At 63.5% G+C, this 22,179-nt stretch carries 18 protein-coding genes; 5 read left to right on the top strand and 13 right to left on the bottom strand.

Annotated elements, in window-relative coordinates; translation table 11 throughout:
- Positions 1-27: 27 nt before the first annotated feature.
- On the bottom strand, positions 28-1,224 hold the full coding sequence (locus tag ACH2DW_RS01990) for a CaiB/BaiF CoA transferase family protein (RefSeq protein ID WP_394928035.1): 1,197 nt from the start codon (positions 1,222-1,224) through the stop codon (positions 28-30).
- 40 nt (positions 1,225-1,264) lie between these two features.
- On the opposite strand from ACH2DW_RS01990, the gene ACH2DW_RS01985 reads away from it, so the two are divergent.
- Positions 1,265-2,179, top strand: a complete 915-nt coding sequence (locus ACH2DW_RS01985; RefSeq protein ID WP_394928034.1) for a CobW family GTP-binding protein — start codon at positions 1,265-1,267, stop codon at positions 2,177-2,179.
- A 16-nt stretch (positions 2,180-2,195) separates the two neighbouring features.
- On the opposite strand, the gene ACH2DW_RS01980 is transcribed toward ACH2DW_RS01985, so the two are convergent.
- The 5 genes from ACH2DW_RS01980 to ACH2DW_RS01960 all read right to left on the bottom strand — a co-directional run bounded on the left by ACH2DW_RS01980 (position 2,196) and on the right by ACH2DW_RS01960 (position 8,806).
- Complete coding sequence (locus tag ACH2DW_RS01980) at positions 2,196-3,872, bottom strand: amidohydrolase (RefSeq protein ID WP_394928033.1); 1,677 nt, start codon at positions 3,870-3,872, stop codon at positions 2,196-2,198.
- A gap of 22 nt (positions 3,873-3,894) precedes the next feature.
- On the bottom strand, positions 3,895-4,845 hold the full coding sequence (locus tag ACH2DW_RS01975) for an LLM class F420-dependent oxidoreductase (RefSeq protein WP_394928032.1): 951 nt from the start codon (positions 4,843-4,845) through the stop codon (positions 3,895-3,897).
- 47 nt (positions 4,846-4,892) lie between these two features.
- Complete coding sequence (locus ACH2DW_RS01970; protein WP_394928031.1) at positions 4,893-6,080, bottom strand: ABC transporter ATP-binding protein; 1,188 nt, start codon at positions 6,078-6,080, stop codon at positions 4,893-4,895.
- A gap of 61 nt (positions 6,081-6,141) precedes the next feature.
- Positions 6,142-7,761 carry an ABC transporter permease gene (locus tag ACH2DW_RS01965; protein ID WP_394928030.1) on the bottom strand — a complete coding sequence of 540 codons (1,620 nt, stop codon included), beginning with the start codon at positions 7,759-7,761 and terminating at the stop codon, positions 6,142-6,144.
- 16 nt (positions 7,762-7,777) lie between these two features.
- Positions 7,778-8,806: an extracellular solute-binding protein gene (locus ACH2DW_RS01960; protein WP_394928029.1), complete on the bottom strand. Its 1,029-nt coding sequence runs from the start codon at positions 8,804-8,806 to the stop codon at positions 7,778-7,780.
- A gap of 105 nt (positions 8,807-8,911) precedes the next feature.
- On the opposite strand from ACH2DW_RS01960, the gene ACH2DW_RS01955 reads away from it, so the two are divergent.
- A complete protein-coding gene (locus tag ACH2DW_RS01955) occupies positions 8,912-9,799 on the top strand; it encodes a TauD/TfdA dioxygenase family protein (protein ID WP_394928028.1) in 888 nt (295 codons plus the stop codon).
- 97 nt (positions 9,800-9,896) lie between these two features.
- The gene (locus ACH2DW_RS01950) at positions 9,897-11,141 is read left to right on the top strand and encodes a pyridoxal phosphate-dependent decarboxylase family protein (RefSeq protein WP_394928027.1); all 1,245 of its coding nucleotides are present in this window, start codon (positions 9,897-9,899) and stop codon (positions 11,139-11,141) included.
- Positions 11,142-11,174: 33 nt separating this feature from the next.
- Here ACH2DW_RS01950 and ACH2DW_RS01945 read toward each other — a convergent pair whose 3' ends face one another.
- Positions 11,175-12,719 (bottom strand): AMP-binding protein, encoded by a 1,545-nt coding sequence (locus tag ACH2DW_RS01945; RefSeq protein WP_394928026.1) that lies wholly within the window; start codon positions 12,717-12,719, stop codon positions 11,175-11,177.
- A 162-nt stretch (positions 12,720-12,881) separates the two neighbouring features.
- Here ACH2DW_RS01945 and ACH2DW_RS01940 point away from each other — a divergent pair, with 162 nt between their 5' ends.
- Together ACH2DW_RS01940 and ACH2DW_RS01935 are read left to right on the top strand one after the other, a co-directional pair.
- On the top strand, positions 12,882-13,697 hold the full coding sequence (locus ACH2DW_RS01940) for an acyl-CoA thioesterase (RefSeq protein ID WP_394928025.1): 816 nt from the start codon (positions 12,882-12,884) through the stop codon (positions 13,695-13,697).
- A 64-nt stretch (positions 13,698-13,761) separates the two neighbouring features.
- Complete coding sequence (locus ACH2DW_RS01935) at positions 13,762-14,745, top strand: LLM class F420-dependent oxidoreductase (protein WP_394928024.1); 984 nt, start codon at positions 13,762-13,764, stop codon at positions 14,743-14,745.
- A gap of 106 nt (positions 14,746-14,851) precedes the next feature.
- On the opposite strand, the gene ACH2DW_RS01930 is transcribed toward ACH2DW_RS01935, so the two are convergent.
- The 6 genes from ACH2DW_RS01930 to ACH2DW_RS01905 form a co-directional block, all read right to left on the bottom strand.
- Positions 14,852-15,076 carry a hypothetical protein gene (locus ACH2DW_RS01930; protein ID WP_394928023.1) on the bottom strand — a complete coding sequence of 75 codons (225 nt, stop codon included), beginning with the start codon at positions 15,074-15,076 and terminating at the stop codon, positions 14,852-14,854.
- Between the two features lie 82 nt (positions 15,077-15,158).
- Complete coding sequence (betB, locus tag ACH2DW_RS01925; protein WP_394928022.1) at positions 15,159-16,646, bottom strand: betaine-aldehyde dehydrogenase; 1,488 nt, start codon at positions 16,644-16,646, stop codon at positions 15,159-15,161.
- Positions 16,647-16,723: 77 nt separating this feature from the next.
- Positions 16,724-17,503, bottom strand: a complete 780-nt coding sequence (locus tag ACH2DW_RS01920; RefSeq protein WP_394928021.1) for a zinc-dependent peptidase — start codon at positions 17,501-17,503, stop codon at positions 16,724-16,726.
- Positions 17,504-17,512: 9 nt separating this feature from the next.
- Positions 17,513-19,183, bottom strand: a complete 1,671-nt coding sequence (locus ACH2DW_RS01915; protein ID WP_394928020.1) for an FAD-dependent oxidoreductase — start codon at positions 19,181-19,183, stop codon at positions 17,513-17,515.
- An 80-nt stretch (positions 19,184-19,263) separates the two neighbouring features.
- Positions 19,264-20,235 carry a rhomboid family intramembrane serine protease gene (locus ACH2DW_RS01910; protein WP_394928019.1) on the bottom strand — a complete coding sequence of 324 codons (972 nt, stop codon included), beginning with the start codon at positions 20,233-20,235 and terminating at the stop codon, positions 19,264-19,266.
- 56 nt (positions 20,236-20,291) lie between these two features.
- Entirely contained in the window at positions 20,292-22,145 is a 1,854-nt protein-coding gene (locus tag ACH2DW_RS01905; RefSeq protein ID WP_394928018.1) for a putative bifunctional diguanylate cyclase/phosphodiesterase, read from the bottom strand.
- Positions 22,146-22,179 lie beyond the last annotated feature (34 nt).

The following is a 22,179-nucleotide window of genomic DNA, read 5'->3' as shown; positions in this document are numbered from 1 at the left end:
ACGCTCAGGAAAGCAGGCGGTTCGCAATCAGAAGATGACCCCGGCGGCGCGGAGTTCCGCAGCGTCGAGGCCCAACTCTGAGGCGATTTCGTCAGAGTGCTGACCGAATGTGGGCGCATGATCGCTCACCCGCTGAGGAGTCTCGGAGAATCGCGCAGCAGCGCGCGGCTCACGGACCTGGCCAGCAACGGGATGTTCACGCTCGATGAAGATGCCGTTGTGGGTGACCTGTGGATCGGTCGGCAACTCGTCGAGGGTGCTCACCGTTGCGCCCGGCAGGTCGAATTGAGCCGATCGCTCGGCGAACTGTGCAACCGTGGTGCCCGCCGCGGCTTCCTTGAGTTCGGCGTTCAATTCCCGGCGGTTCGTCCTTCGCAGATTCGCGTCGGCGAACCGAGGATCATCAGCGAGATCCGGGAGTCCAAATGTGTTGCACTGGCCGCGGAACTCGGACTCGGTCACGACGCTGGTTGCGGCGTACCCGTCGGCCAATGCCACCGTGTTGTAGACCGACGCAATCGTCGGTGCCCGCGTTGCGTCGTCGTCGAGGAGCACAGCATCCATGGCCGAGTCGGGCCACATGAATGCGATGGCGGTGTCGAGCATGGCGAGTTCGATGTGCTGGCCGATGGCGGTGCCGGTTGCACGGGCGAACAACGCTGCAGTGATGGCCTGCGTTGCGGTGTACGCAGTGGCCTTGTCGCAGACCAACGTGCGGAACAATTCTGGCGTACCCGTTGCCGGATGGGCCTGCACGCTCGCCAGGCCAGACGCCGCCTGGATCACGTTGTCGTAGGCGCGACGGCCACTGCTCGGGCCGTCTGACCCATATCCCGAGATTGAGGTGTAGATCAGCTGAGGGTTGAGTTCGTGCATCGCCTCCCAACCCAGACCCATGCGGTCCATCGCACCGGGTCGGAAGTTCTGGATCAAGATGTCGGCGTCAGCGATCAGTCGACGCATGGCGTCAAGGCCGGCCTCCTGTTTCACGTCGATGACAAGTGACCGCTTCCCGCGGTTGTTGTTGACGTAGATGCCCGTCATTCCGTTCTTCGACGAGCCGAGGTGACGCATCATGTCGCCCATGCCGGGGGACTCAACCTTGACAACGTCAGCACCCTGGTCAGCGAGCATCATGGCTGCCAACGGGCCGGCGATCATGACGGACATGTCGACCACCTTGATGCCAGCCAGTGGTCCAGTGTTGACGTGGTCGTTCCCCATCAGGTGATCGTTTCATGTCGGTGGGTGCCAACATGGTGTCGTGGCATCGGCGGCTCATTTTCAGCATCGACCTGCGATTCCGATCACGGTCATCGGCGGGTACCTCGGTGCGGGAAAGACGACGCTCCTCAATCGGCTGCTGCAGAATCCGGACGGGCGCCGACTCGGCGTGATCGTCAACGACTTCGGTGCCATCGGCATCGACGCGGAACTTCTTGCGGCGGCCAGCGACACCGGGGTCATCAACCTTCCAAACGGATGCGTCTGTTGCACACTCGGCGGTGATCTGTTTGAGACGCTCATCTCGTTGCGCGACGCGGACGAACCGCCGGACCACATCGTGATCGAGGCGAGTGGGGTGGCTGATCCGGCCGTGGCTGCGGCGTGGGGGACGTCGGCGGGCTTCGATTCGGGCGGTGTGATCGTGCTCGCAGCTGCGGACTCGATTCGTCGCCAGCTCGTCGACAAGTACGTCGGCGGGGAGGTTGAGCGTCAGCTCGCCGGAGCGGATCTGATCGTGCTGACGAAGGCGGATCTGTGCTCTGGTTCGGAGCGCCGGGCAGCGTGCACCGTCATCGAGTCGATTGCCCAGTCAGCGCCAGTTGATGGCAGCGATCTGCCGGTTGATGTCGTGCTCGGCCTGCGACCATCGGAGCGACTCGACATGGCGTCTGCTGAACACGACGATCGATATGTCCGATGGTCGTGGATCGGCGGCGTGATCCCCGCAGCGAGCGTCGACAGCTTGCTGGCTGACCTGCCGCTTGGACTCCTGCGGCTCAAGGGGTGGATCGATACCGGCGAGCAGCAGCTGCTCGTACAGGTGGTGGGTCCCACCACGTCGGCCGCTCCGAGCGCCAGCGGTGTCGAGGGGAGCCGGCTCGAGGCAATTGCCGTCAGCGGCGAGTTCGACCCCCATGCGCTCACCGCACGATTCGACGCCGCTGTCGGCTGAACGCGGGTGGTGGTGATTAGGCGCCGGGGTGGGCGGCTTCGTTGGCAGTGCCGCCGACGATGGTGCCCCAGACTCCGATGTCCTTGATGCTCATCGGGTCGACGGTGAGTGGGTTGTCTTCGAGCACCGTGAAGTCGGCGGCCTTGCCGCACTCGATGCTGCCGAACTCGTCGTCGGCGTGGAGCTGGTATGCAGCACCCGTGGTGACGGCGTGGAGTGCGGACTGCGCTGAGATGCGCTCATGCTCGCTGAGCACCCGACCGGACGGGGTGACGCGGTTGACGGCACACCACATCGTGTGGAGATGGCCAAGCGGCGTGACGCTTGCGTCGGTGTGGAGCGAGAACGACACGCCGGCTTCTTCGGCCGTTCGGCATGCTTCCATTCGCCGCGCCCGTTCCGGACCAACCGTGATGTCGTGGTGCTGATCACCCCAGTACCAGATGTGATTGGAGAAAATGTTGGCGCACATGCCCAGCTTCGCCATCCGGCGGTACTGAGCAGCACTCGTGAGCTGGCTGTGTTGCACGGTGTAGCGGTGATCGAGCCAGGCCGATTCGAGGAGCAACTGCTCAACAACGTCGATCCAGAGATCGATCGTGAGGTCTCCGTTGCAGTGCACGTGGGTGTTGATACGGCGTTCGTGGAAGGGGCGGACCATCTCCAGCAGTTGCTCCGGCGGCACCATCCAGACACCGTGGTCGGTCGGTGAAATCCCGTCGGGGGAGTAGTAGCCCGGCCACTTCATCTTGGCGGTAAAGCCCTGGATCGATCCATCGAGCACGATCTTCAATCCGGCGGTCCGGAGTCGAGCGGTGTCGTCAAGCTCGAAGGCCTTGACTTGATCCGCAGCCGCTCCCCAGTCGTTCAACCCTGGCATCATGCCGATGAGGTGTCGTTGGTGGATGCGGGCAGGAAACTCGTCGGTGACGACTTGGTGCCAAACGTCCTGGCCCTCGGGGCGCGTGACGCCACTGGCGCCGAGGTCGACGAGTGAGGTGATACCGGTGTTCGCGCACATCTGGCCCAGCGTGCGGATGGCCTCCGGATCGCCCATCATCCGCATGATCATGTGGATCGCTGATGTGGCAAGAGCGATGGCGGGCATTTCCTGCAGTTCACCGTTGGGCTCACCGTTCCCATCGCGAGCGACCCCCACCGTCTGGGTCTCGCGAGTGACCTCGTGACGAGTGAGCATCGCGGAGTTGACCGTGGCGAGATGCGCACTGGCGTGGAAGACGAAGATGGGCCGCTCCGTCGACGCTCGGTCCAGATGGTCGCGAGTCAAGCGTTCCTCGTCGACGAAGTAGATCGGATCGAAACCCCAGACCACGATGGGTTCCTGCGACCCTTGGGTTTCCTGATCGAGTCGTCGAAGCAGATTGAGCAGGTCGTCATAGGTCTTCACGCCGGGAGCGGTGCTGCCGTCCGGACGGTGTCGGGGGAACCATCCGGCGTAGGGCAGCAAGCCGAACGCCCCTTCAAAGGTGTGCGCGTGAGCCTCGATCATTCCGGGAGTCAGGACGTGATCCGCGAAACGGTCATCGACAGTGTGTGGACCCCAGCTGGCGCACTCGTCGAGCGAGCCGGCAGCGAGGACCTTGCCGTCGCGTACGGCAACTGCCTCGACAGTGGGCTGGCTTGGGTCCATCGTCACGATGGTGCGGGCGGGGAAAATGGTGGTTTCGTTCATGGTGTTCTCGACTCGGTCCGGTTCAGTTCAGCTGGGTGGCGACATCGTGGGCGATCAGGTTGAGATGGTCGAGGTCGTCAAGGTCCATCATCTGCAGGTAGATCCGCTCAGCGCCGGCATCGCGCCACGAACGGATGCGTTCAGCTACCTCGCCCGGCGTGCCGGCGAGCCCATTTTCGCGCAGCTCGCTCGGCTCTCGTCCGATACTGGCTGCTCGTCGAGCAACTTCGGCCTCGTTGGCACCGCAGCACACGATGAGGGCGGCGGAGTACACGAGATCGTTGGGGTCGCGATCGATTGTCTCGCAGGCAGCGCGGACCCGTCCGCGCTGCTGAGTGAAGAACTCGCGGCTGACGAACGGCGTGTTGAACTCTGCTGCGAACTTGGCCGCGAGTGCGGGCGTGCGCTTCGGACCGCCGCCGCCGATGATGATCGGGGGCGGCCCGGCATGCGGCTTCGGCAACGCAGGCGAATTGACGACGGGGTAGTGCCCACCGGGATTGTCGTAGGTCTCACCAACAGGCGTGGCCCACATTCCCGTGATGATGTCGAGCTGTTCTTCGAGGCGATCGAACCGTTCGCCAAGCTTGGGAAAGGGGATGCCATACGCTTCGTGCTCGGCAGCGAACCACCCGGCGCCGAGTCCAAAATCGACCCGTCCGCCCGACATCTGATCGACCTGGGCGACGCTGACGGCGAGTGGTCCTGGGAGGCGAAACGTGGCAGATGAGACGAGCGTGCCGAGTCGTATCGTTGAGGTGTCTCGGGCGAGACCAGCGAGCGCCACCCAGGCATCGGTCGGTCCCGGGAGGCCATCACCCACGCCCATGGTGAGGTAGTGATCGCTCCGGAAGAATGCGCCGAAGCCGAGTTCTTCGGCGCGCAGGGCGACGGCGAGCAGGTCGTCATAGGACGCTCCCTGCTGCGGTTCGGTGAAGATGCGGAGGTCGGCGAGCTGCAGTGCGGCGGTCACAGTCGGAGTTTATGCGGGTGGCTGACCCCCAGGCTCAGAGCCGTTGGTCAACGGTCGTCGGCGGGACGCGGGCGTCCAATCGAGAATGCCGCAGATTGTGAGTTGCGCTGCCGACGTTGGAACGTGGCGACGACTCGGTCGCCGCGGGCGAACAGCTCCGTCGAGTGCGTGCGTGCTGCCAACGTGGTGCCGTCATCAAGTTCGAGTTCGTACCGGACATCGTGGCCGTAGTACTCGACGGCGGCGACCGTCGCTGCCTCGCCGACCGGGCGGTCGTCGGCGTCGCTCCATGCAGCAAGGGCAATCTGTTCCGGACGGACGAGGACCTGCACCTGGCTCTCGGTCGGGTCAGTGCGGTGATCATCGATCGAGATCACGCCGATGGGCGTGGCGGCGACCTCCGCGGCCGCTTCATCGGTCACGGTTCCGACGACGAAGTTGGCCTCGCCGACGAACCCGGCGACCCACGGTGTGCGCGGCGACCGGTACAGCTCATCAGGCGTGCCGAACTGCTCGATGCGTCCGTTCTGCATGACCGCGACCTTGTCGCCAAGTACGAAGGCTTCGTCCTGGTCGTGAGTGACAAAAATGGTGGTGACACCAATGTCGCGGAGGATACGGGCGACCTCGGCACGCACCTGAACGCGCAGGGCGGTGTCGAGCGCGGAGAACGGTTCGTCGAGGAGCAGGACCTTTGGCTGCGGTGCGAGCGAGCGAGCGAGCGCCACGCGCTGCTGCTGGCCGCCGGACAATGTGCCGGGCATCCGGTTGCCGTAGTCGGCGAGATCGACGAGTTCGAGCAACTCGGCAACGCGAGCAGCGATCTCCGGTTTGCTGAACTTCTTGCGAGTTGCTCGGAGTCCGAACACGATGTTCTGGCGGACACTGAGGTGCGGGAAGAGCGCTCCGTCCTGGAAAACCATGCCGACATCGCGCTGTTCGGGTTGGACCCACGTGCGCTTGGTCGACGACGCAGGATCTGGACAGGCGCTGGCGGTGCGCCCGCCAATGACAACCTCGCCGGACGATGGCTCTTCGAGGCCGGCGATCGCGCGGAGGAGGGACGTCTTGCCGCAACCGGATGGTCCAAGGAGCGCAACGATTGAGCCCGGCTCCACATTGAGATCTGCTCGTTCGACCGCGACGACGTTGTCGCCACCGCCGGCCCTGTAGGTCACCGAGACCTCGCGCATCGTGACCGCTGCGCCAGTGAAGGCGTCGAATCCGCTCGTCATTCGTGTTGAGGCTAACTGGGCGGCAGATGGTGTCGCTGCCGTGTCGGGCGCGGCAGGGGCTTCACTTTCTGACAACGTCACTCCCTCGTAGTACGAGTACCCAGGTCAACACCGCCGACACCCCGATCAACACCAACGAGGCCAGACCGGCCGCTGCGTAGAAGCCTTCTTCGTACGCCGACCAGATTTCGGTCGACAGCGTTGAGAAGTCCGGGGGCGACAACAACAGCGTGGCTGGCAACTCTTTGACGGTCGACAGCAGGACCAGTCCGGCGCCAGCGACGAGGCCCGGCCGCATCAGTGGAAAGTCGACAGTCAAGAAGCGGCGCACGGGATTGGGCTCGAGGAGCCGACTGGATTCGCGCAACGAGTTCGGAACGGAGCGCGCGGCGGATTCCGAACTGGCGAGGGCTTGGCTTCCGAAGTGAATCACGTACGCAAGGATCAGCAGGGCTGTGGTCTGGTACAGCCGGTCAAGGGCCGGCGTGTTGAGGGTGAGGACGGCGAGGGCGAGGGCGAGCACGAGGCCGGGGATGGCGAAGCCAACAACGACCGAGACCGCGGCGATATCCGACGATCGGTGAGGACGACGAGTGGTGGCCAACGCGATCGGGAGGACGATGACCGTTGCCGCGATCGCGGCAGCGATGGCCACAATGGCGGTGCTCATTGCAGGCTGTACCAACTCGCCGAATCCGACGCGGCCGTCGGCGAGGCCGCGTTGTGCCCACGTGGCCAGGCTGGCGACTGGCACGAGGAGCCCGACCGAGAGAACCAGCGTGCACGCCGCCAGCGCAGGGACGGTGCCCCACCGCAGGTGGGTCGGGTGGCGAGTCAGCATCGACGCTCGGTCGTCGGGCCGTGAAACCCCACGCTGGGATCGTTCGAGTGCAACGACGCCAAGTGCGAGCACGAGCACGACGGAAGCGGCGGCGAACGACAATGCCCGGTTGGTCTGGCGGCTGGCGAAGATGACGCGCGTCAGGGTGTCGTAGCCAAGAAGCTGGACGGCGCCGAATTCGCTGAGGGTGTACAGAAAGACGAGCAGTGCCCCGCCGAAGACCGCGGTGCGGAGCTGTGGCAGCGTGACCTTGAAGAACGTGGCGGTCGACGACAGGCCAAGCATGCGGCCGCTCTCTTCGAGACTCGAACGCAGCCTGAGCAGTCGTGCCGCAACGGGCAGGTACACATAGGGATAGGTGAAGGCGGTGAGAACGAGCCACGATGCTCCGAGGCCGCGAAATCTGCTGGGGGGAGTGATGCCGACGGCGGTCAGCGCATCGTAGAGCACCCCGCCCGGAGCTAGCCCGGCAATGAAAGCCGCTGCGCCGACGAACGACGGCAGCACGAGCGGCAGGACAAGAGCGATGCGCCAGAGTCGGCGACCGGGAAGGTCGGTGCGCGTGGTCAGCCAGGCGAGTCCCGTGCCGAGGACGGCGGTCGATGTGGACACGAGAACCGACAGTTGGATCGTGCGCCACAGCGGTGCGGGCACCTCGGACAGGACGTCACCGAGGTCACCGCCGAGCCGAATCGTGCGCCAAACGACGAAGGCCGCCGGACCAGCAAAGAGTGCGCCGATTGCGAGGCCGATCAACCGACTCGGAGTGACCCAGCCCGTTGTCGTGCGCTGTCTGGCGCCCGGTCGAGGCCGGGACGGTGCCAGGGCAGCGTCGGTCATCAGGGCAGCGGAGTGGTCAGCCGTCGAAGCCGGCGTCGGTGATGAGCACTCGAGTTTGTCCGAGGCCGCCGCCGAGCAATTCGTAAGCAATGCCGCCCACGTCAGCGAAGTCGATCGGTGGCACGCCCCCCGCCGGTTCTTCGCCAGCGGCGAGTGGGTACTCGAATGTCTCCGTGGCGAAGTACTGCTGACCAGCACTACTCAACAGGAAATCGATCAGTTGCGTGCCCGCAGCGAACTCTTCGGCGTCGTCGGTAGCAAGGATCGCGGCGCCCGTGACGATGAGGAGCGAACCGGGGTCATCGGGGGCGAAGTTGTGGTTGGCTGATGGTTGATTCGGGTCTTCAGCCACGGCGCGGTAGTTGTAATAGTGATTGACCAGGCCGACCTCGACCTCGCCGCGGCCAACGGCCTGAACAATGGCGTTGTTGTTCGCGTAGATCTTCGGGTCGTTGGTCTTGAGGTCGGCAAGCCATTCAGCGGTGACGTCGTCACCTTCGGTCACGCGCATCGCGGTGACGAAATCTTGGAACGACCCGTTGCTCGGGGCGACGCCGACACGCCCCGACCACTCCGGGTCGGTCAGTGCAAAGACGCTGTCCGGTAGGTCGGCAGGGTCGACCTGGTCGGTGTTGTAGACCAGGACGCGTTGTCGGCCTGAGAATCCGACCCACTTGCCGCCATCGTCGCTGACCGACGGCGGGACCAGTGCCAATGTTGCAGCGGGGAGTTCGGCGAGTCGATCGTTCTGCTCGAGGAACCCGATCGAGCCAGGGCTTTGGGACAGGAAGACGTCGGCCTTCGATCCACCCGACGCTGCTTCCTCTTCAATCAGCAGGGCAAGGTCGGCCGAGTTGCCGTACTTCACCTCGACGCTGAGGCCACTGGCCTCTTCGAAATCGTCCAGAATCGGCTGAATCAACCGGTCGGTGCGACCTGAATAGATGGTGACATCGGCGTCGTCGCCGCCGCAGGCTGAAGCGCTCACTGCGCAGGCCGCAACGATCGCAATGGCACGCAGGGCGAGGGCGCCACGAGTTCTCATCGCCTGGAGTGTAGACAGCCCTTGTCCGAAAGTGTCAAGGTCGCCTAACAAAGCGCGAGGGTGATCGCGTCACCCTCGCGTCAGCGCCAGAGGTACGGTCAACAAATGAGGAAACTGAGCGTGGAACGTTGGTCGCCAGCGCTGGGCGCCGAAGTGCGTGACCTCGATCTGGGGTTGGAGCTTGGCGGTGATGAGGAGTTGGCCGCGGCCACCGTCGAGTCGATCTACGACGCCTTGATCGATCACCAGGTGCTCTTCTTTCGCAACCAGCCACTGACGCCAGAGATGCATGTGCGGCTCGGGCAACTGCTCGGTGATTTGGCTCCCCGGCACCACAGCTACAACACACTGCCCGAACATGGCGATGTGGCAGTGCTCGACTGGCAGCCAGGCGATCGGCCTGACGCCTCGGAGTGGCACAGCGACATGACCTTTCGAGAGAAGCCGCCGTTCGCCTCGATTCTCAAGGCAGTGATCGTTCCGCCAGTCGGCGGCGACACGCTCTGGGCAAGCATGTACTCGGTCTACGACTCACTCGATCCGGGCTTTCGAAGTGATCTCGAAGGCATGCAGATCTGCCACGACCCTGGGCAGTTTCGAAACGGGGCGTATGAGTCCGCTGGCAACCAAGGGATCACCGACATGATGGTGTCGGCAGGCTCGGCAGTGTGGCCGATCGTCTCGCATCACCCGGTCACCGGGCGGCCCTACATCAACGTCAGCGAGTCGAACTCGCGATGGATCATGGGGACGGGCGCTGGTGAATCCCAACGCATCGTCAACTATCTGCTCGATGCGATCAACCGGCCCGACCATCAGGTCAGGCTGCGGTGGAGGCCGGACACGATTGCAATCTGGGACAACCGGGGTTCGCAGCACTACGCGGTCGCTGACTACCCGACGTATCGGCGCGTCATGCATCGTGTTGCTGTTGACACCGACCGCCGCCTCGAGCAGCGCGTCGCTGAACGACCCACAGTCACCGTCACCTGAATCACTCATTTCAAGTCGAGTGACACCTGGTCCCGACCCCGCCGTCACTGAGTCGCTCGTCAACGGTGCGCTCTGATGAGTGCGCGACACTGATGGCATGGCAGCGCTGGGACAGCAAGGACGACCGGTCGACGAAGTGATCGCCGAGCTCACCGACAAGCGATCGGGCGACGTGAAGTGGTCCGACGGCAAGACCTTCGGCATGGTCTATGACGGCGGTCCATCGGTACACGAAGTCGCCGAGCAGGCCGCACGGCTGTATCTCCACGAGAACGCGTTGAACACGCAAGCATTTCCATCGTTGCGACAGATCCAGTCCGACGTGGTCGGCTGGACGGCCGACCTTCTCAATGGCGACGAAAACACAGCAGGGTTCCTGACGAGCGGTGGCACTGAGTCGATCCTTTGCGGTGTGCTCGCTGCCCGCAAGCGCGGGCTCGCCGAGCGCAACATCACCGAACCGGAGATGGTGCTTTCGGAGAGTGCGCATGCTGCATTTCACAAGGCGGCTGACAACTTCGGCCTCACGGTGCACAAAGCGCCCGTGCGTGAGGACTACACGGCGAACGTCGAAGCGATGGCGTCGATGGTCAACGACAACACGGTGCTCGTCGTCGGGTCAGCGCCTCAGTACCCACAAGGCGTGCAGGATGACATTCCATCGATTGCAGCCCTGGCGAAATCAGTTGGTGCAAACTGCCATGTCGACGCCTGCATGGGCGGCTTCGTGCTGCCGTTCGCCGAGCGAATCGGGCGCGACGTTCTGCCGTGGGACTTTCGGGTTGACGGGGTGACCACGATTTCTGCGGACATTCACAAGCTGGGCTACGCGCCGAAGGGTGTGTCGGTCATCCTCCACAACACGAAGGAGTCCCGCAAGTACCAGACGTTCGTGTTCGACGACTGGCTGGGTGGATTCTATGCGTCGCCGAACATGCAGGGCACCCGTTCGGGTCTGCCGATGGCGTGTGCGTGGGCTGTCATGCAGCACCTCGGCGTCGACGGCTACATCGACCTCACGCAACAGACGTTGGTCAACGCGGACTTGATGCGGGCCGGGATCATGGCGGTCGACGGAGTGCGAGTGCTCGGCGAAGGGCAGTTCCACCTCGTTGCAATGGCTGCTGAACCCGACAGCGGCATCGACATGTTCGCACTCGGCGATGCGCTACTCGAGCGTGGTTGGTACCACGACCGTCAGACCCCGCCCGACAACCTTCACTCAACCGTGAGTAACACCAACACCGGAGTGATCGATCAGTACCTGGTCGATCTATCTGAGTGTGTCGCCACCGCCGGCACGACCGACGACCGCAGCACCACCTACGCCACCCTCGAGTGAGACGACTTGGTGCCAGGCACCAAGTCGTCCGCGTCAGTTGATCTGTCTCGTGGTGCCTTCCCAGAAGGGTTCGCGCAGCTTGAACTTTTGGAGCTTGCCGGTGGCCGTGCGGGCCAGTTCATCGCGGAACTCGATCTTCTTCGGACACTTGTAGCCGGCGAGTCGCTCCTTGCAGAACGCGATGACCTCGGCTTCAGTCACGTTGCTCTCCGGGGTCGTCACAACCAGAGCCGTGACGAGCTCGCCCCACTTCTCATCCGGGATGCCGATGACAGCAACCTCGGTGATCTCGGGATGCTGGAACAGCGCGTCCTCGACCTCAATCGACGAAACGTTTTCGCCGCCCGAAATGATGACGTCCTTCTTGCGGTCGGAGATGACGATGTAGTTGTCGTCATCGACGATGCCGCCGTCACCGGTGTGGAAGAAGCCATCGCGGATTGCCATCGCGGTTTGATCCGGCTGCTGCCAATACCCCTCCATAATCGTGTTGCTGCGCGCCATGATTTCACCGTGCTCGTCGACGTCCATCGTCGTGCCGATCGACGGCGCACCAGCCCGGCTGAGCTTGACGGCGCGTTCGGTTGGCGACAGGTTGTCAAACTCCGCGCGGTTGCGGTTGATCGTGATCAACGGTGCGGTCTCGGTGAGGCCGTAGATCTGAACAAACTCCCAGCCGAGGTCCGTCTCGGTCCGCTCGATTGTGGTCGTCGGCGGGGGAGCGCCGGCAACGACGATACGGACCTGGTCTCGACCGGGAATCGGCTTGCCCTCGGCTGCGAGTTCGGCAGCTGCGTCGATGATTGCGCTGAGGACGGCCGGTGCACAGCAGATCAACGTGACGCCATGTTCTTCGACGCGGCGCAGGATCTCGTGGCCGTCGATCTTGCGGATGATGACGTGCTTGCCTCCCATCCCGCTGACGGCGTAGAGCATGCCCCAACCGTTGCAGTGGAATTGGGGGAGCGTGTGGAGATACACGTCACGGTCCGAGACCTGCATGTGCCAGCCAAACGTTGATGCGTTGATCCACACGTTGCGATGGGTGAGCTGCACGCCCTTCGGGCGAGCGGTGGTACCTGAGGTGTAGTTGATGGTCGCAGTGGCGCCCTCGTCGGGTTCCCACGGCTCGGGCTCAACGCCGAACTTCATCAGGATGGCGTCGCTCTCGGCGCCAATGATCATCTTGTGCTCGCACTCAACGTCAGCGAGGGCCTCTTCGAGCTCGGGGTCGATGAGAAGAACGCGTGCGCCGGAGTGCTCAACGATGTAACTGATCTCTGCCGCGACGAGGCGGAAGTTGACAGGAACGAGCACACGGCCCGAACCGGACACGCCGAACAGCGCGGTTAACAGGCGCGCCGAGTTGTGGCTGACCATCGCAATGCGTTCGCCCTGCTGAATGCCGAGGGCATCCAAACCTGCAGCCATCGCACGGGCGCGCTCGGCCATCTCGCGATAGCTGATCGCGCCCCATGACTCGGCGGGTTGATCGGGTTCATCGACCACCGCAATGCGATCGGGGTAGACCCGCTCGGCGCGACTTAAGAAATCATTGACCGTCAGTGCAACCTTCATGGGCTGACTGTATGTCGTTGGCGACCCGCCGATGAACTCGCAATTCACGTGTGCCTTGCTCATTGTTCGCTCCGCCTCGCCACCCTGCGGATGACGCAGGCATCAGGCGCTTGCCTGGGCCAGGAATTCCGCGCAGATTCGAGCATCTACGCTGGCCACCGCATGGACTCACGCAACTTCATCGGGCTCGAAGCGACGCACAATCGATTTCGATGGAAGCTGCCGGTCACGTCAGGGATTTCGACGACCGGAGGTTTCATGTTCGGCGGGTCTGGTCTGGGTGCGGCGATCTCGGCGCTCGAAGGGACGTCGGGCCGCGAGTGCGTCTGGGCAACAGCCCAGTACCTGTCATACGCCAAGCCGGGAGAGGTCGTTGATGTCGACGTGACCATTGCGGTCGAAGGTCATCAGATCACCCAGGCTCGAGCGGTCTGTCACGTTGCCGATCGTGAGATCTTGACCGTCAATGCTGCGCTCGGTGATCGTCCAATGGAGCATGCCGGGCAGTGGGAACAGATGCCAGAAGGCGTTGGCGACCCGCTGAGCTACCCGCAGCGCACCCATCACTCTGACTGGTCGGGCACGATCAACGAGCGACTCGATCAGCGCATGGTGAAGGGTCGGGCGTACGACGACCTCGCTTTGCAGGAACTCGGCGAGCCGAGCGACGGGCAGTATCTGTTGTGGGCGCGGATCCCTGACGTCATCACCGGGATGGATGCCACGACACTCGCTGTGCTCGGCGACTTCGTTCCGAGCGGCGTCGGCCAGGCGCTGGGTGTTCGCGGCGGTGGCAACAGCCTGGACAACACACTGCGAGTCTGTCGGATGGTGCCGACGGAGTGGGTGCTGATGGATATTCGCGTCCATGCAGTGGAACGCGGCTTTGGCCACGGGTTGGTGCACATGTTCGCCGAGGACGGCACGTTGCTCGCCACGGCCAGTCAGAGTGTGATTGTTCGCCTCTCGAAGGCCTGAGGTCGTCGAGGCGATGATGGTTGAGCCTTCGCTCTGAGCGTGGCGCGCTGCGTAAGGTCGCCCGATGGCGCTTCCACAACGACCAGGCATGTCCGTTCCGCTTCCCGGCCCACTGCACTCGCACGCCGAGAAGCTCAGTGAGCTCGCCGACATGGGCTATACCGACATTTGGTCTGCTGAGGCAGACGGGGCTGATGCGTTCACGCCTCTGGCACTCGCCGCAGCGTGGGAGCCCCGGTTGCGGCTCGGTACGGCAATCGTTCCGGCCTACACCCGCTCACCTGCTTGTTTCGTGCAGAGCGTTGCTTCGCTGGCCGATGCCGCGCCGGGGCGATTTGCGATCGGGATCGGTTCGTCGAGCAATGTGATCGTCGAGCGCTGGAACGGTGTGCCCTTCGAGGAGCCGTACAAGAAAGTCCGCGACGTTGTCCGCTTCATCAAAGACGCTCTCGAGGGCGAGAAGATCAAGAAGAGCTACGACACGTTCGAGATCAACGGATTCCGGCTGGCCATCCAACCCGAGCACAAGCCGCCCGTGCTCGTCGCCGCGCTGCGCGAAGGCATGTTGCGGCTTGCCGGTCGCGAGGGCGATGGGGCGATCATCAACTGGCTGTCTGCCGACGATGTCGCCAAGGTCGTACCGATCGTTACCGATGCCGCGGGCGGCGATGATCGCGAGATTGTGGCCCGCATCTTCTGCTGCCCGAGCGAGAACACCGAGGTGGTGCGCGCCGCGGCGAAGTTCGCAATTGCTGCGTACTTGAACGTGCCGGTCTATGCAGCGTTCCACGATTGGCTCGGCCGCGGCGAAGAGTTGCAGGGTATGTGGGACGCATGGAAGGCGGGAGACCGCAAAGCTGCCCTGGCCGAGATTCCTGACTCAGTGGTGGATGAGCTGATCGTGCACGGTTCGCCTGAGGCGTGTCGGGCTCAGATCCAGTCGTACTTCGACAACGGCGTGACCACAAGCTCGCTCTCTATTCTGCCCCTTGACCCGGATCTCGATCACTGGCAAGCGGTGAGAGACCTGGCACCCAACGCTGGCTGATGCACCCCGGTGACTCAGCACAGCATGGGCTCCGGTTGCCAAATCTCGAATCAAGATACTCGGCATGCTTGCAGTTCGTCAGCGCTCGGTCGCCATGTCAACCGGCTTAGGCAGCGCGGTCTGTGCGGGCGGGCAGCGTGAGGACGTTGGCGGACTCGCGAGCAGCCTTGCGCTCGGCCAGCATGTGGCGAATCTCGGCGACCTGACGCATGCCAAGCTCACGGGTGTCGTGGCTCAAGAGGAAGCGGGCACTGACGTTCGGGGCAGGAGCGAGATCGGGCAGCAGGGTGAGTTGGTGTGCGGTGCTGGTGTTCGTGCGGGCGTTCTTCATGGTTCCCACTCTGCACGAGCACTGTCACAGAGTTACTGAACGCACAAAACGCCAGCTCAGCCATGGTGTTGTGCCGCGGGCTTCAGTAGTACGCCTCGAAATCGCCGAGGTTGGCGTAGATCGTCTTCCACTGGGTGAAGTGGTCCAACGTCACCAGCCCGTTCTCGCGGCCGTAGCCAGACTGCTTGTAGCCACCGAAGGGAATCGACGGCGGCAGATCGTTATAGCTGTTGATCCAGACGTTGCCTGCCTCGATGGCGTTGGCGACGCGGTGAGCCCGAGCGAAGTCACGCGTGAACACCGCACCTGAGAGGCCGTAGTTGGTGTCGTTTGCGCGGTGGAGTACTTCGTCCTCGTCGTCGAATGGGAGCACCGACATCAGCGGCCCGAAGACCTCTTCCCTGACGAACGACATCTCGTCGTCGCAGTCAGCAAAGATCGCCGGTGTCACATAGTTGCCGTGAGCAAGTGCGACATCGTCGGGCACCGAACCGCCACAGACGTGGCGCGCTGTGCTCGCCAGTGCGGCGTCCATGTAGCCCATCACCTTGCTGTGGTGCTCGCGGCTGATCAGTGGGCCCACCATCACGTCGGGATCGAACGGGTCGCCGATCTTCAACGCTTCGGTACGAGGGCCGAGCTTGGCCACGAAGGCTTCGTAGAGGCCCCGCTGCACGAACACCCGCGTGCCGTTTGAGCAGACCTCGCCGGCCGAGTAGAAGTTGGCCACAAGCGTTGCGTTGACCGCGTTGTCAAGGTCAGCGTCGTCGAACACGATGATCGGGCTCTTGCCGCCGAGTTCGAGCGTGACGCCCTTCAGCGTGGTGGCGGCATCTGCCATCACTTTCTTGCCGGTGCCGACCTCACCGGTCAGCGAAATTTTCGCGATGGACTCATGGCGCGACAGCATCTGACCGACGCGGTAATCGCCTTGCACCACGTTGAACACGCCGTCGGGCAGCCCGGCCGCGGTGTAGACCTCGGCGAGCTTGAGCGCCGTCAACGGCGTCAGCTCGGCCGGCTTGAAGATGAAGGAGTTACCGCATGCAAGAGCGGGCGCCGACTTCCACATCGCAATCTGTACGGGGTAGTTCCATGCGCCGATCCCTGCACAGACGCCGAGCGGTTCGCGCTTGACCGATGCGAAGCCGTTGGGAGGGAAGTCGAAGTGTTGGCCGTGCAGCATCGAGATGAGGCCGGCGTAGTACTCGATCTGGTCGGCGCCGCTGACGATGTCGACCGTGGTCGTCTCCGACAACGGCTTGCCCGAATCGAGTGTTTCGAGATGTGCGATCTCGTCGTTGCGTTCTCGGAGGATCTCCACCGCCTTGAGCATGATGCGCGTGCGCTCCATTGCCGGCATCGCCGACCAGACAGCGAAACCTGCCTGCGCGGCAGCCACGGCGTCGTCGACGTCACCTTGGCTTGCCTGCTGCACCTCGCAGATCACCTGGTTCGTGGCGGGGTTGATCGTCTCAAAGGTCTCACCTGACGTCGCGTCTACGTACCTGCCGCCGATGTACAGCTGCTGCGTCGGGAGCGTGGTGGAGGCATTGGCGTACTCGTTCATCGCCGCCGGACGCTACACCTGTCCCGCTCATCCTCGGTCAAAAGCGGAACAGGTGGCCGGTGGGTCGAGCGCGTGGCTCAACCGTGCTGGTGATGGCGGCGCGGCCGAGAGATACGGGCTGCGGGGTCCTGCCCGTAGAACGATCGCAACTCGCCGTACAAGGCAGGTTCGTGCTCGCACAGTTCGTGCGGTTGGTTGAAGAACACCTCAGTCGCGACCGCAAAGAATTCTGCGGGGTTGGTTCCCGCGTATGGCCGCAATACGGGTGAGCCCTGGGCCCGGACTTCGTCGTACGCCGCCGTGCATACTGCGGTCCAGCGAGCCATGGCGGCCGCATCCTCGAGCGGCGGGGTGCCGTCGGTGACGCCGTCCAGCATGTCGAGACGATGTGCGAACTCGTGATAAACGACGTTGTGGCCGTGCTCTGGGAACCGTGCACCGCGCCGAGCAGCGGCCCATGACAGCAGCACCGGGCCTTGGTAGTGAGCTTGGCCAGAGATGACGATCGGCGCCGATGAGAACGTGCCGCCCCCGCTCGGCCGATTGCCACGCAGCCTCACGTTTGCCGGATGGACGATGACCGAGGTGACATCGTCGTAGCCGTCGAGGTCGAGGCCGAGCAACAGCATCGAAGCCTGGGCGGCAATCAGGACCTTGATCTGTTCGGTCAGCTCGAATCCGTTGGCCGCCTCCCAGTCGATCGTGGCCATGAAGCGCGTGACGAGCATCTCCATGCGATCGAGTTCGGCCTGGCTCAGAAGTGACCAGTGTTGAAAACCCGAGACGAGTTCAGGACGCCACGATTCATCAAACTCGAGAGGTGACGTGTTGAACAGCTGCCGCAGCCACCTCAGCATCGTGCGATCTCAGGCAAGGACGTCGGCAGGGGTCGGGCCGTTGCGGACAGCAGTCGGCACCTTGTCAGCTCCGCCGAAGTACTCGGCCAAGCGATGATCGGCGTCGTCGCCAAACAGAATTTCGGCGACTTCGCGGAGGCCCGCAGAGGTATTGATGTCGTCGTCATGGACCACCAGCTCGATCTTGGAGCGGCGACGCATGAAGTCTTCGAGGCGGGTAATCATCTCGGACTCGGCGGCAGAGTACAGCTCGGCCCGCAGATAGTCAGCCGAACCCATGATGTCCTCGGCCATGCGCGGGTCTTGACGGATCTCTTCGAGCATGGCAAATGCCCGGCGGCCGTATCGGCGCCACAGCCGTTCGCTCAGCGGTTCGGTATCGGGCTTCTCGCGCAGGTCGTCGAGACGCATCAGCCGGGCCTGGCGGAAGAATTCCTTGCGGGTTGCCTTGGCAGGCTCGCCGTACCAGTTGTGGAGGTCGCGTTCGAGCGGGACACCGAGCGACTCGATCTCGGCGGCGACTTCTTCACCCACGTTGAGGCAGTCGGTGAGCTTGCCGCCGAAAATCGTGACAACTCGCTCGGTGCGGTCCACCTCGACGGCATGTTTGCGACTGAGCTTGGTCCAGTCGACGTCCTTCTGGTCGCCTTTGCCGGCATTGACGACAAGTGGTCGTACGCCAGAGCGCTCGGCGATGATGTCCTGCCGGGTGAGCGGTGCAGGGAGATCCATGCGGGCATTGATCTGGTCGAGCAGGAAATCGATGTCGGCATCGTCAACTGCGGTGTATGGCGTGTCGACGCGTGTGTCGGTCGTGCCGATCACCGACCGGCGACCCATCGGAATCACATAGAAGAGTCGCTCGGTGTCGTCGTAGAACGCCAGCACCTTGTGGTGGTTGTTCGTCGTCAGCCGGGGAACCACGAGATGGATGCCCTTCGAGTAGACGATGCGGTGCTCGGTCGTGAGCCCCCACTGCTGATTTGTTTCGTCGACAAACGGCCCGGCAGCGTTCACGATCGTGCTTGTCGTCGTCGTGAACTCTTCGCCCGTGTCGACGCACCGCAGTGTTGCCGTCCACTTGTCGTCTGATCGGGTGGCTGACACCATCTCGACGTAGTTGGCCGCCGTTGCGCCCGCCTCGATCGCAGAGCGGACGAAGTTGAAGACGAACCGAGCGTCGTTGTCGACCAGGATTCCGTCGTGGTAATCGATGCCGCCGGCAACATGTTCGGTGTTGATCGCCGGTTCTTCGGTTTCGATGTCGTCTCGGCTCAGCAAACGTGGGCGACTGGTGCCGAACAGTCCAATGATCCAGTAGCCGAGTGCTCCGAACGCCGCAAACCAGGGCTTGTACGGACCCTTTTCGTCGAGTGCTGCGTAGAACCCGATCTGTTTGATGTTGTCGCGGTACGCCTTCATCAGCCGGTTGCGTGAGCGGCACAGCTTGAACACGAGCCACAGCTCGTAGTTCTCCAAGTATTTGAACCCACCCCAGACGAGGTTGGACGAAGCCTGGCTGGTGAAGCTGGCGAAGTCGCCGCGATCGACGAGGGCAACGTTCGCCCCGCGACCGGCGAGCGACGCGGCAGTGACCGCACCGTTGATGCCGCCACCGATGATCAGGGTGTCGAAGCTGCCGTTTCGCATCCGGTCGATGTGAGTCGAGCGCAGTGACATCTCATCATCGTACGACCGGATCGGGCGGCCGTCGTCGCGTGTTCGCAAACGTTCGGCTGCCACCGTGGGCGATGCGGGGATCAGACCGCATTGACGATAATGACGGACAGCACGATGCTGATGATCCCGACCGCCGCTGGTGCTGCATAGGTGGCCCAGGCCTTCATTGGCTTGTGGCCTGGTGCCAGCATGACGGTCGCGCATACCGCACCGGCGATGGCACCACCGACGTGGCCGCCGATCGAGATGCCGCCGACGAAGAAGGTGAGGAACAAGTTGAGGATCAAGGTGGTCCCGATGCTTGTGGAGAACGGGTTGATCCCGCGTCGCCAGAGCCCCACCGCCGCAGCAGACATGAGGCCGAAGACGGCCCCCGATGCGCCAGCCGTCAGCGCCCCTTGATCGAGCACCAGCACGCCAAGGGAACCGCCGAGGAGTGATGCCGTGTAGAGCAGCAGGAAGCGGGCGCGTCCGAGCGATGGCTCCAGCAACGGGCCCAGCACATACAGGAAATACATATTCAAGGCGATGTGAATGACCCCGAAGTGCATGAAGCCTGATGTGACGAGGCGATACCAGCCTCCTGGCTCGGTCACGATTGGGTCGCCGCTCCCAGGGTCCCACACGAGCGGTTGAGCCAGAACGTCCTTGCTGAGGCCGAGGTTGACGTGGGCTTCGGTAATCGACCCTGTGAGTGCTCCGCTGTCGCGCGTCCAGAGCAGTACGCCGACGAACACAGCGACGTTCATCCCGATGAGCACCATCGTGATGAGGTTGGGTTGGCCGGCTGACCAGAACTTTGCACGCGATTTCAAGTCGGGCTGCGCGGCCTTGGCGCAGTCAGGGCAGTGGCTGCCAACCGCGGCGGTGGTGAGGCACCGGTTGCACGCCGGCTTGCCGCACCGAGTGCAGCGCCGACCGGTTGCGGTGTTGGGGTGCCGATAGCACGTTGTCGACGTCGCGGGCGCTCCCGTCGGCGTCGAGGCCGGTGAACCTCCGGGTTGCGGCGTGCCGGAGAATCCGGAGCCGGGTGGGGGAGGTGGGAGCGGCACGCTTCCAGGCTACCGAGCCGCTGTTGGCGGTTGGGCAGCGGCTGAGAAACGAACGATCAACTCTGAGAATCTTCGGGCCAACGTGGCGCCGGGTGCTGTCCCTCGTTGGGGCGCGGGATGCCGAGAAGGTGGCCTTGCACGAAGTCGCAGCCGGCAGCACGGAGATGTTTCAACTGTTCTGCGCCGCTCACTCGCTCGGCGACGACCTGCATGTCGAGCGCATGGGCAAGCAGGACAAGTGCCCGCACCAGTCGAATGTCGGCGTCGGACGAACCGGATGGCAGCGCGAGCGAACCGTCGAGCTTGAGATAGTCGGCGCCAACGTCGGTCAACACCGACAGCGCGCTCGCGCCCGTCCCGAAGTTGTCGACAGCGATGCGAACACCGATGCGTCGTAGTGCCCGAACTGTCCGCTGTACGTCGACGTTGCTGCTGACCAACGCACTTTCGCGCGCCTCAAGGACCAGACGCGACGCGGCGACACCGCGATCGCGCAGGATGGTCTGCACCTGATGGACGAAAGAAGAACTCGACAGCTGCACCTGCGACACATTCGCGTGCACGGTGAAGTCGTCGCCGACGAGACCCTGGTCGATCCAGTGCCGCAGGTCCGTGAGGCTCGTTCGCAGCACGAACTCACCCAGCCGGCCAATTGATCCTGACTCTTCAGCGACGGAAACAAACGTGGTCGGGTCGATTCGGCCGCGTGTGGGGTGCGTCCAACGCACCAGCGCCTCAGTGGCCGAGGCGCGGCGCGTCACAGCAGAGAAAACCGGCTGGTATTCGATGGTGAGTTCGTTGCGAGCAACGGCCTGTGCGAGTGCCGCTGCCAGTTCGGTGCGTTCACGCGCCGCGGAACGCATCTGCGATGTGAACAGCACGGAGCGTCCTCGTCCCGTTCGCTTCGCTTCGTACATTGCCGTGTCGGCATTACTGATCAGCGTCGAGGCCGCCGATTGGTCAGCCAAGCTGAGCGTGTCGGAGTCGGACAGCGCGATGCCGACACTGACGGAGAATTCGAGGTCGAGCTCGCGGACTCGCAGTCGGCCGCTGAGCGCCTGCCGGATCCGATCAGACAGTTCAAGAGCCGTGACAGTGTCGGGCATGTCGCTGCAGACGACGAGGAACTCATCGCCACCGATCCGGGCAACGTGGTCGCTCGGCCGAACCGCCTCAGCGAGTCGAGCTGCGGTTGAGACGAGGAGTCGATCGCCCACGGCGTGGCCGAGCGCGTCGTTGACATATTTCAGACGATCGAGATCGATGAAGAGCGCAGCCACATGACCGTGGTCGCCGCGTTGTCGAGCGACGGCGTTTTCGAGAACCGACAGCACTTGCCGGCGATTTGATAAACCGGTCAGGGGATCGTGACTTGCGCGGTGGCGGAGCTGCTCGGTCTCGTGGCGGGCTGCGGTCACCTCGTGCGCGATCACCGCGATGTAGCCATCGTCGCCGCTGTCGACGCTGCCCGGTCGCACCGCAACCGTTGCGCGGAAGACCAAAGCGCGGCCCACCTCGTCGGTGTGGTCGAAGTCGCCCTGCCAGGTGCCGTACTCGGTCGATGTGAGCAGGTGTTGTGGGACATGGTCGAGCAACGACTGCAGCATCGCGTGTGCTGGCGAGCCTTCGGTCATTTGATCTGACGACGTGGCCCCGAGCACCCGCAGTGCAACAGGATTCACGGTCCGAACGGTGCCGTCGCGATCAAGCACAATGACGACCGATCCGTCGGCATCGAGCAATTGGTCGATTGCGCTTGGCAGTACATCGCCCAACTCACCGAAATCGATGTGCAGATCGTCGTCTCGGGCAGCGGTGCCGGGGGACTCGACTGACGTGAGAGGCGGGACACGACGCGCCGGTTCGAATCCTGACGATTCAGCGGTTCGGTTGTCGTTGTCGTCCGGCACAGAGTGCCCCTGTCACTTGCTGATCACGTTGTAT

It is taken from the genome of uncultured Ilumatobacter sp., assembly GCF_963980585.1.
Taxonomy (GTDB): domain Bacteria; phylum Actinomycetota; class Acidimicrobiia; order Acidimicrobiales; family Ilumatobacteraceae; genus Ilumatobacter_A.
Note: the sequence above shows the minus strand (reverse complement) of the source record. Positions and strands in the feature narration are given on the sequence as shown.

What these genes read in the sequence shown, in the direction of transcription:
- ACH2DW_RS01920 (WP_394928021.1), bottom strand. Translation starts at nt 17,503, where the DNA reads ATGCTGAGGTGGCTGCGGCAGCTGTTCAACACGTCACCTCTCGAGTTT.
- ACH2DW_RS01955 (WP_394928028.1), top strand. Translation starts at nt 8,912, where the DNA reads ATGAGGAAACTGAGCGTGGAACGTTGGTCGCCAGCGCTGGGCGCCGAA.
- ACH2DW_RS01950 (WP_394928027.1), top strand. Translation starts at nt 9,897, where the DNA reads ATGGCAGCGCTGGGACAGCAAGGACGACCGGTCGACGAAGTGATCGCC.
- ACH2DW_RS01940 (WP_394928025.1), top strand. Translation starts at nt 12,882, where the DNA reads ATGGACTCACGCAACTTCATCGGGCTCGAAGCGACGCACAATCGATTT.
- ACH2DW_RS01965 (WP_394928030.1), bottom strand. Translation starts at nt 7,761, where the DNA reads ATGACCGACGCTGCCCTGGCACCGTCCCGGCCTCGACCGGGCGCCAGA.
- ACH2DW_RS01990 (WP_394928035.1), bottom strand. Translation starts at nt 1,224, where the DNA reads ATGGGGAACGACCACGTCAACACTGGACCACTGGCTGGCATCAAGGTG.
- ACH2DW_RS01945 (WP_394928026.1), bottom strand. Translation starts at nt 12,719, where the DNA reads ATGAAGGTTGCACTGACGGTCAATGATTTCTTAAGTCGCGCCGAGCGG.
- ACH2DW_RS01960 (WP_394928029.1), bottom strand. Translation starts at nt 8,806, where the DNA reads ATGAGAACTCGTGGCGCCCTCGCCCTGCGTGCCATTGCGATCGTTGCG.
- betB (WP_394928022.1), bottom strand. Translation starts at nt 16,646, where the DNA reads ATGAACGAGTACGCCAATGCCTCCACCACGCTCCCGACGCAGCAGCTG.
- ACH2DW_RS01980 (WP_394928033.1), bottom strand. Translation starts at nt 3,872, where the DNA reads ATGAACGAAACCACCATTTTCCCCGCCCGCACCATCGTGACGATGGAC.
- ACH2DW_RS01930 (WP_394928023.1), bottom strand. Translation starts at nt 15,076, where the DNA reads ATGAAGAACGCCCGCACGAACACCAGCACCGCACACCAACTCACCCTG.
- ACH2DW_RS01970 (WP_394928031.1), bottom strand. Translation starts at nt 6,080, where the DNA reads ATGACGAGCGGATTCGACGCCTTCACTGGCGCAGCGGTCACGATGCGC.
- ACH2DW_RS01935 (WP_394928024.1), top strand. Translation starts at nt 13,762, where the DNA reads ATGGCGCTTCCACAACGACCAGGCATGTCCGTTCCGCTTCCCGGCCCA.
- ACH2DW_RS01915 (WP_394928020.1), bottom strand. Translation starts at nt 19,183, where the DNA reads ATGTCACTGCGCTCGACTCACATCGACCGGATGCGAAACGGCAGCTTC.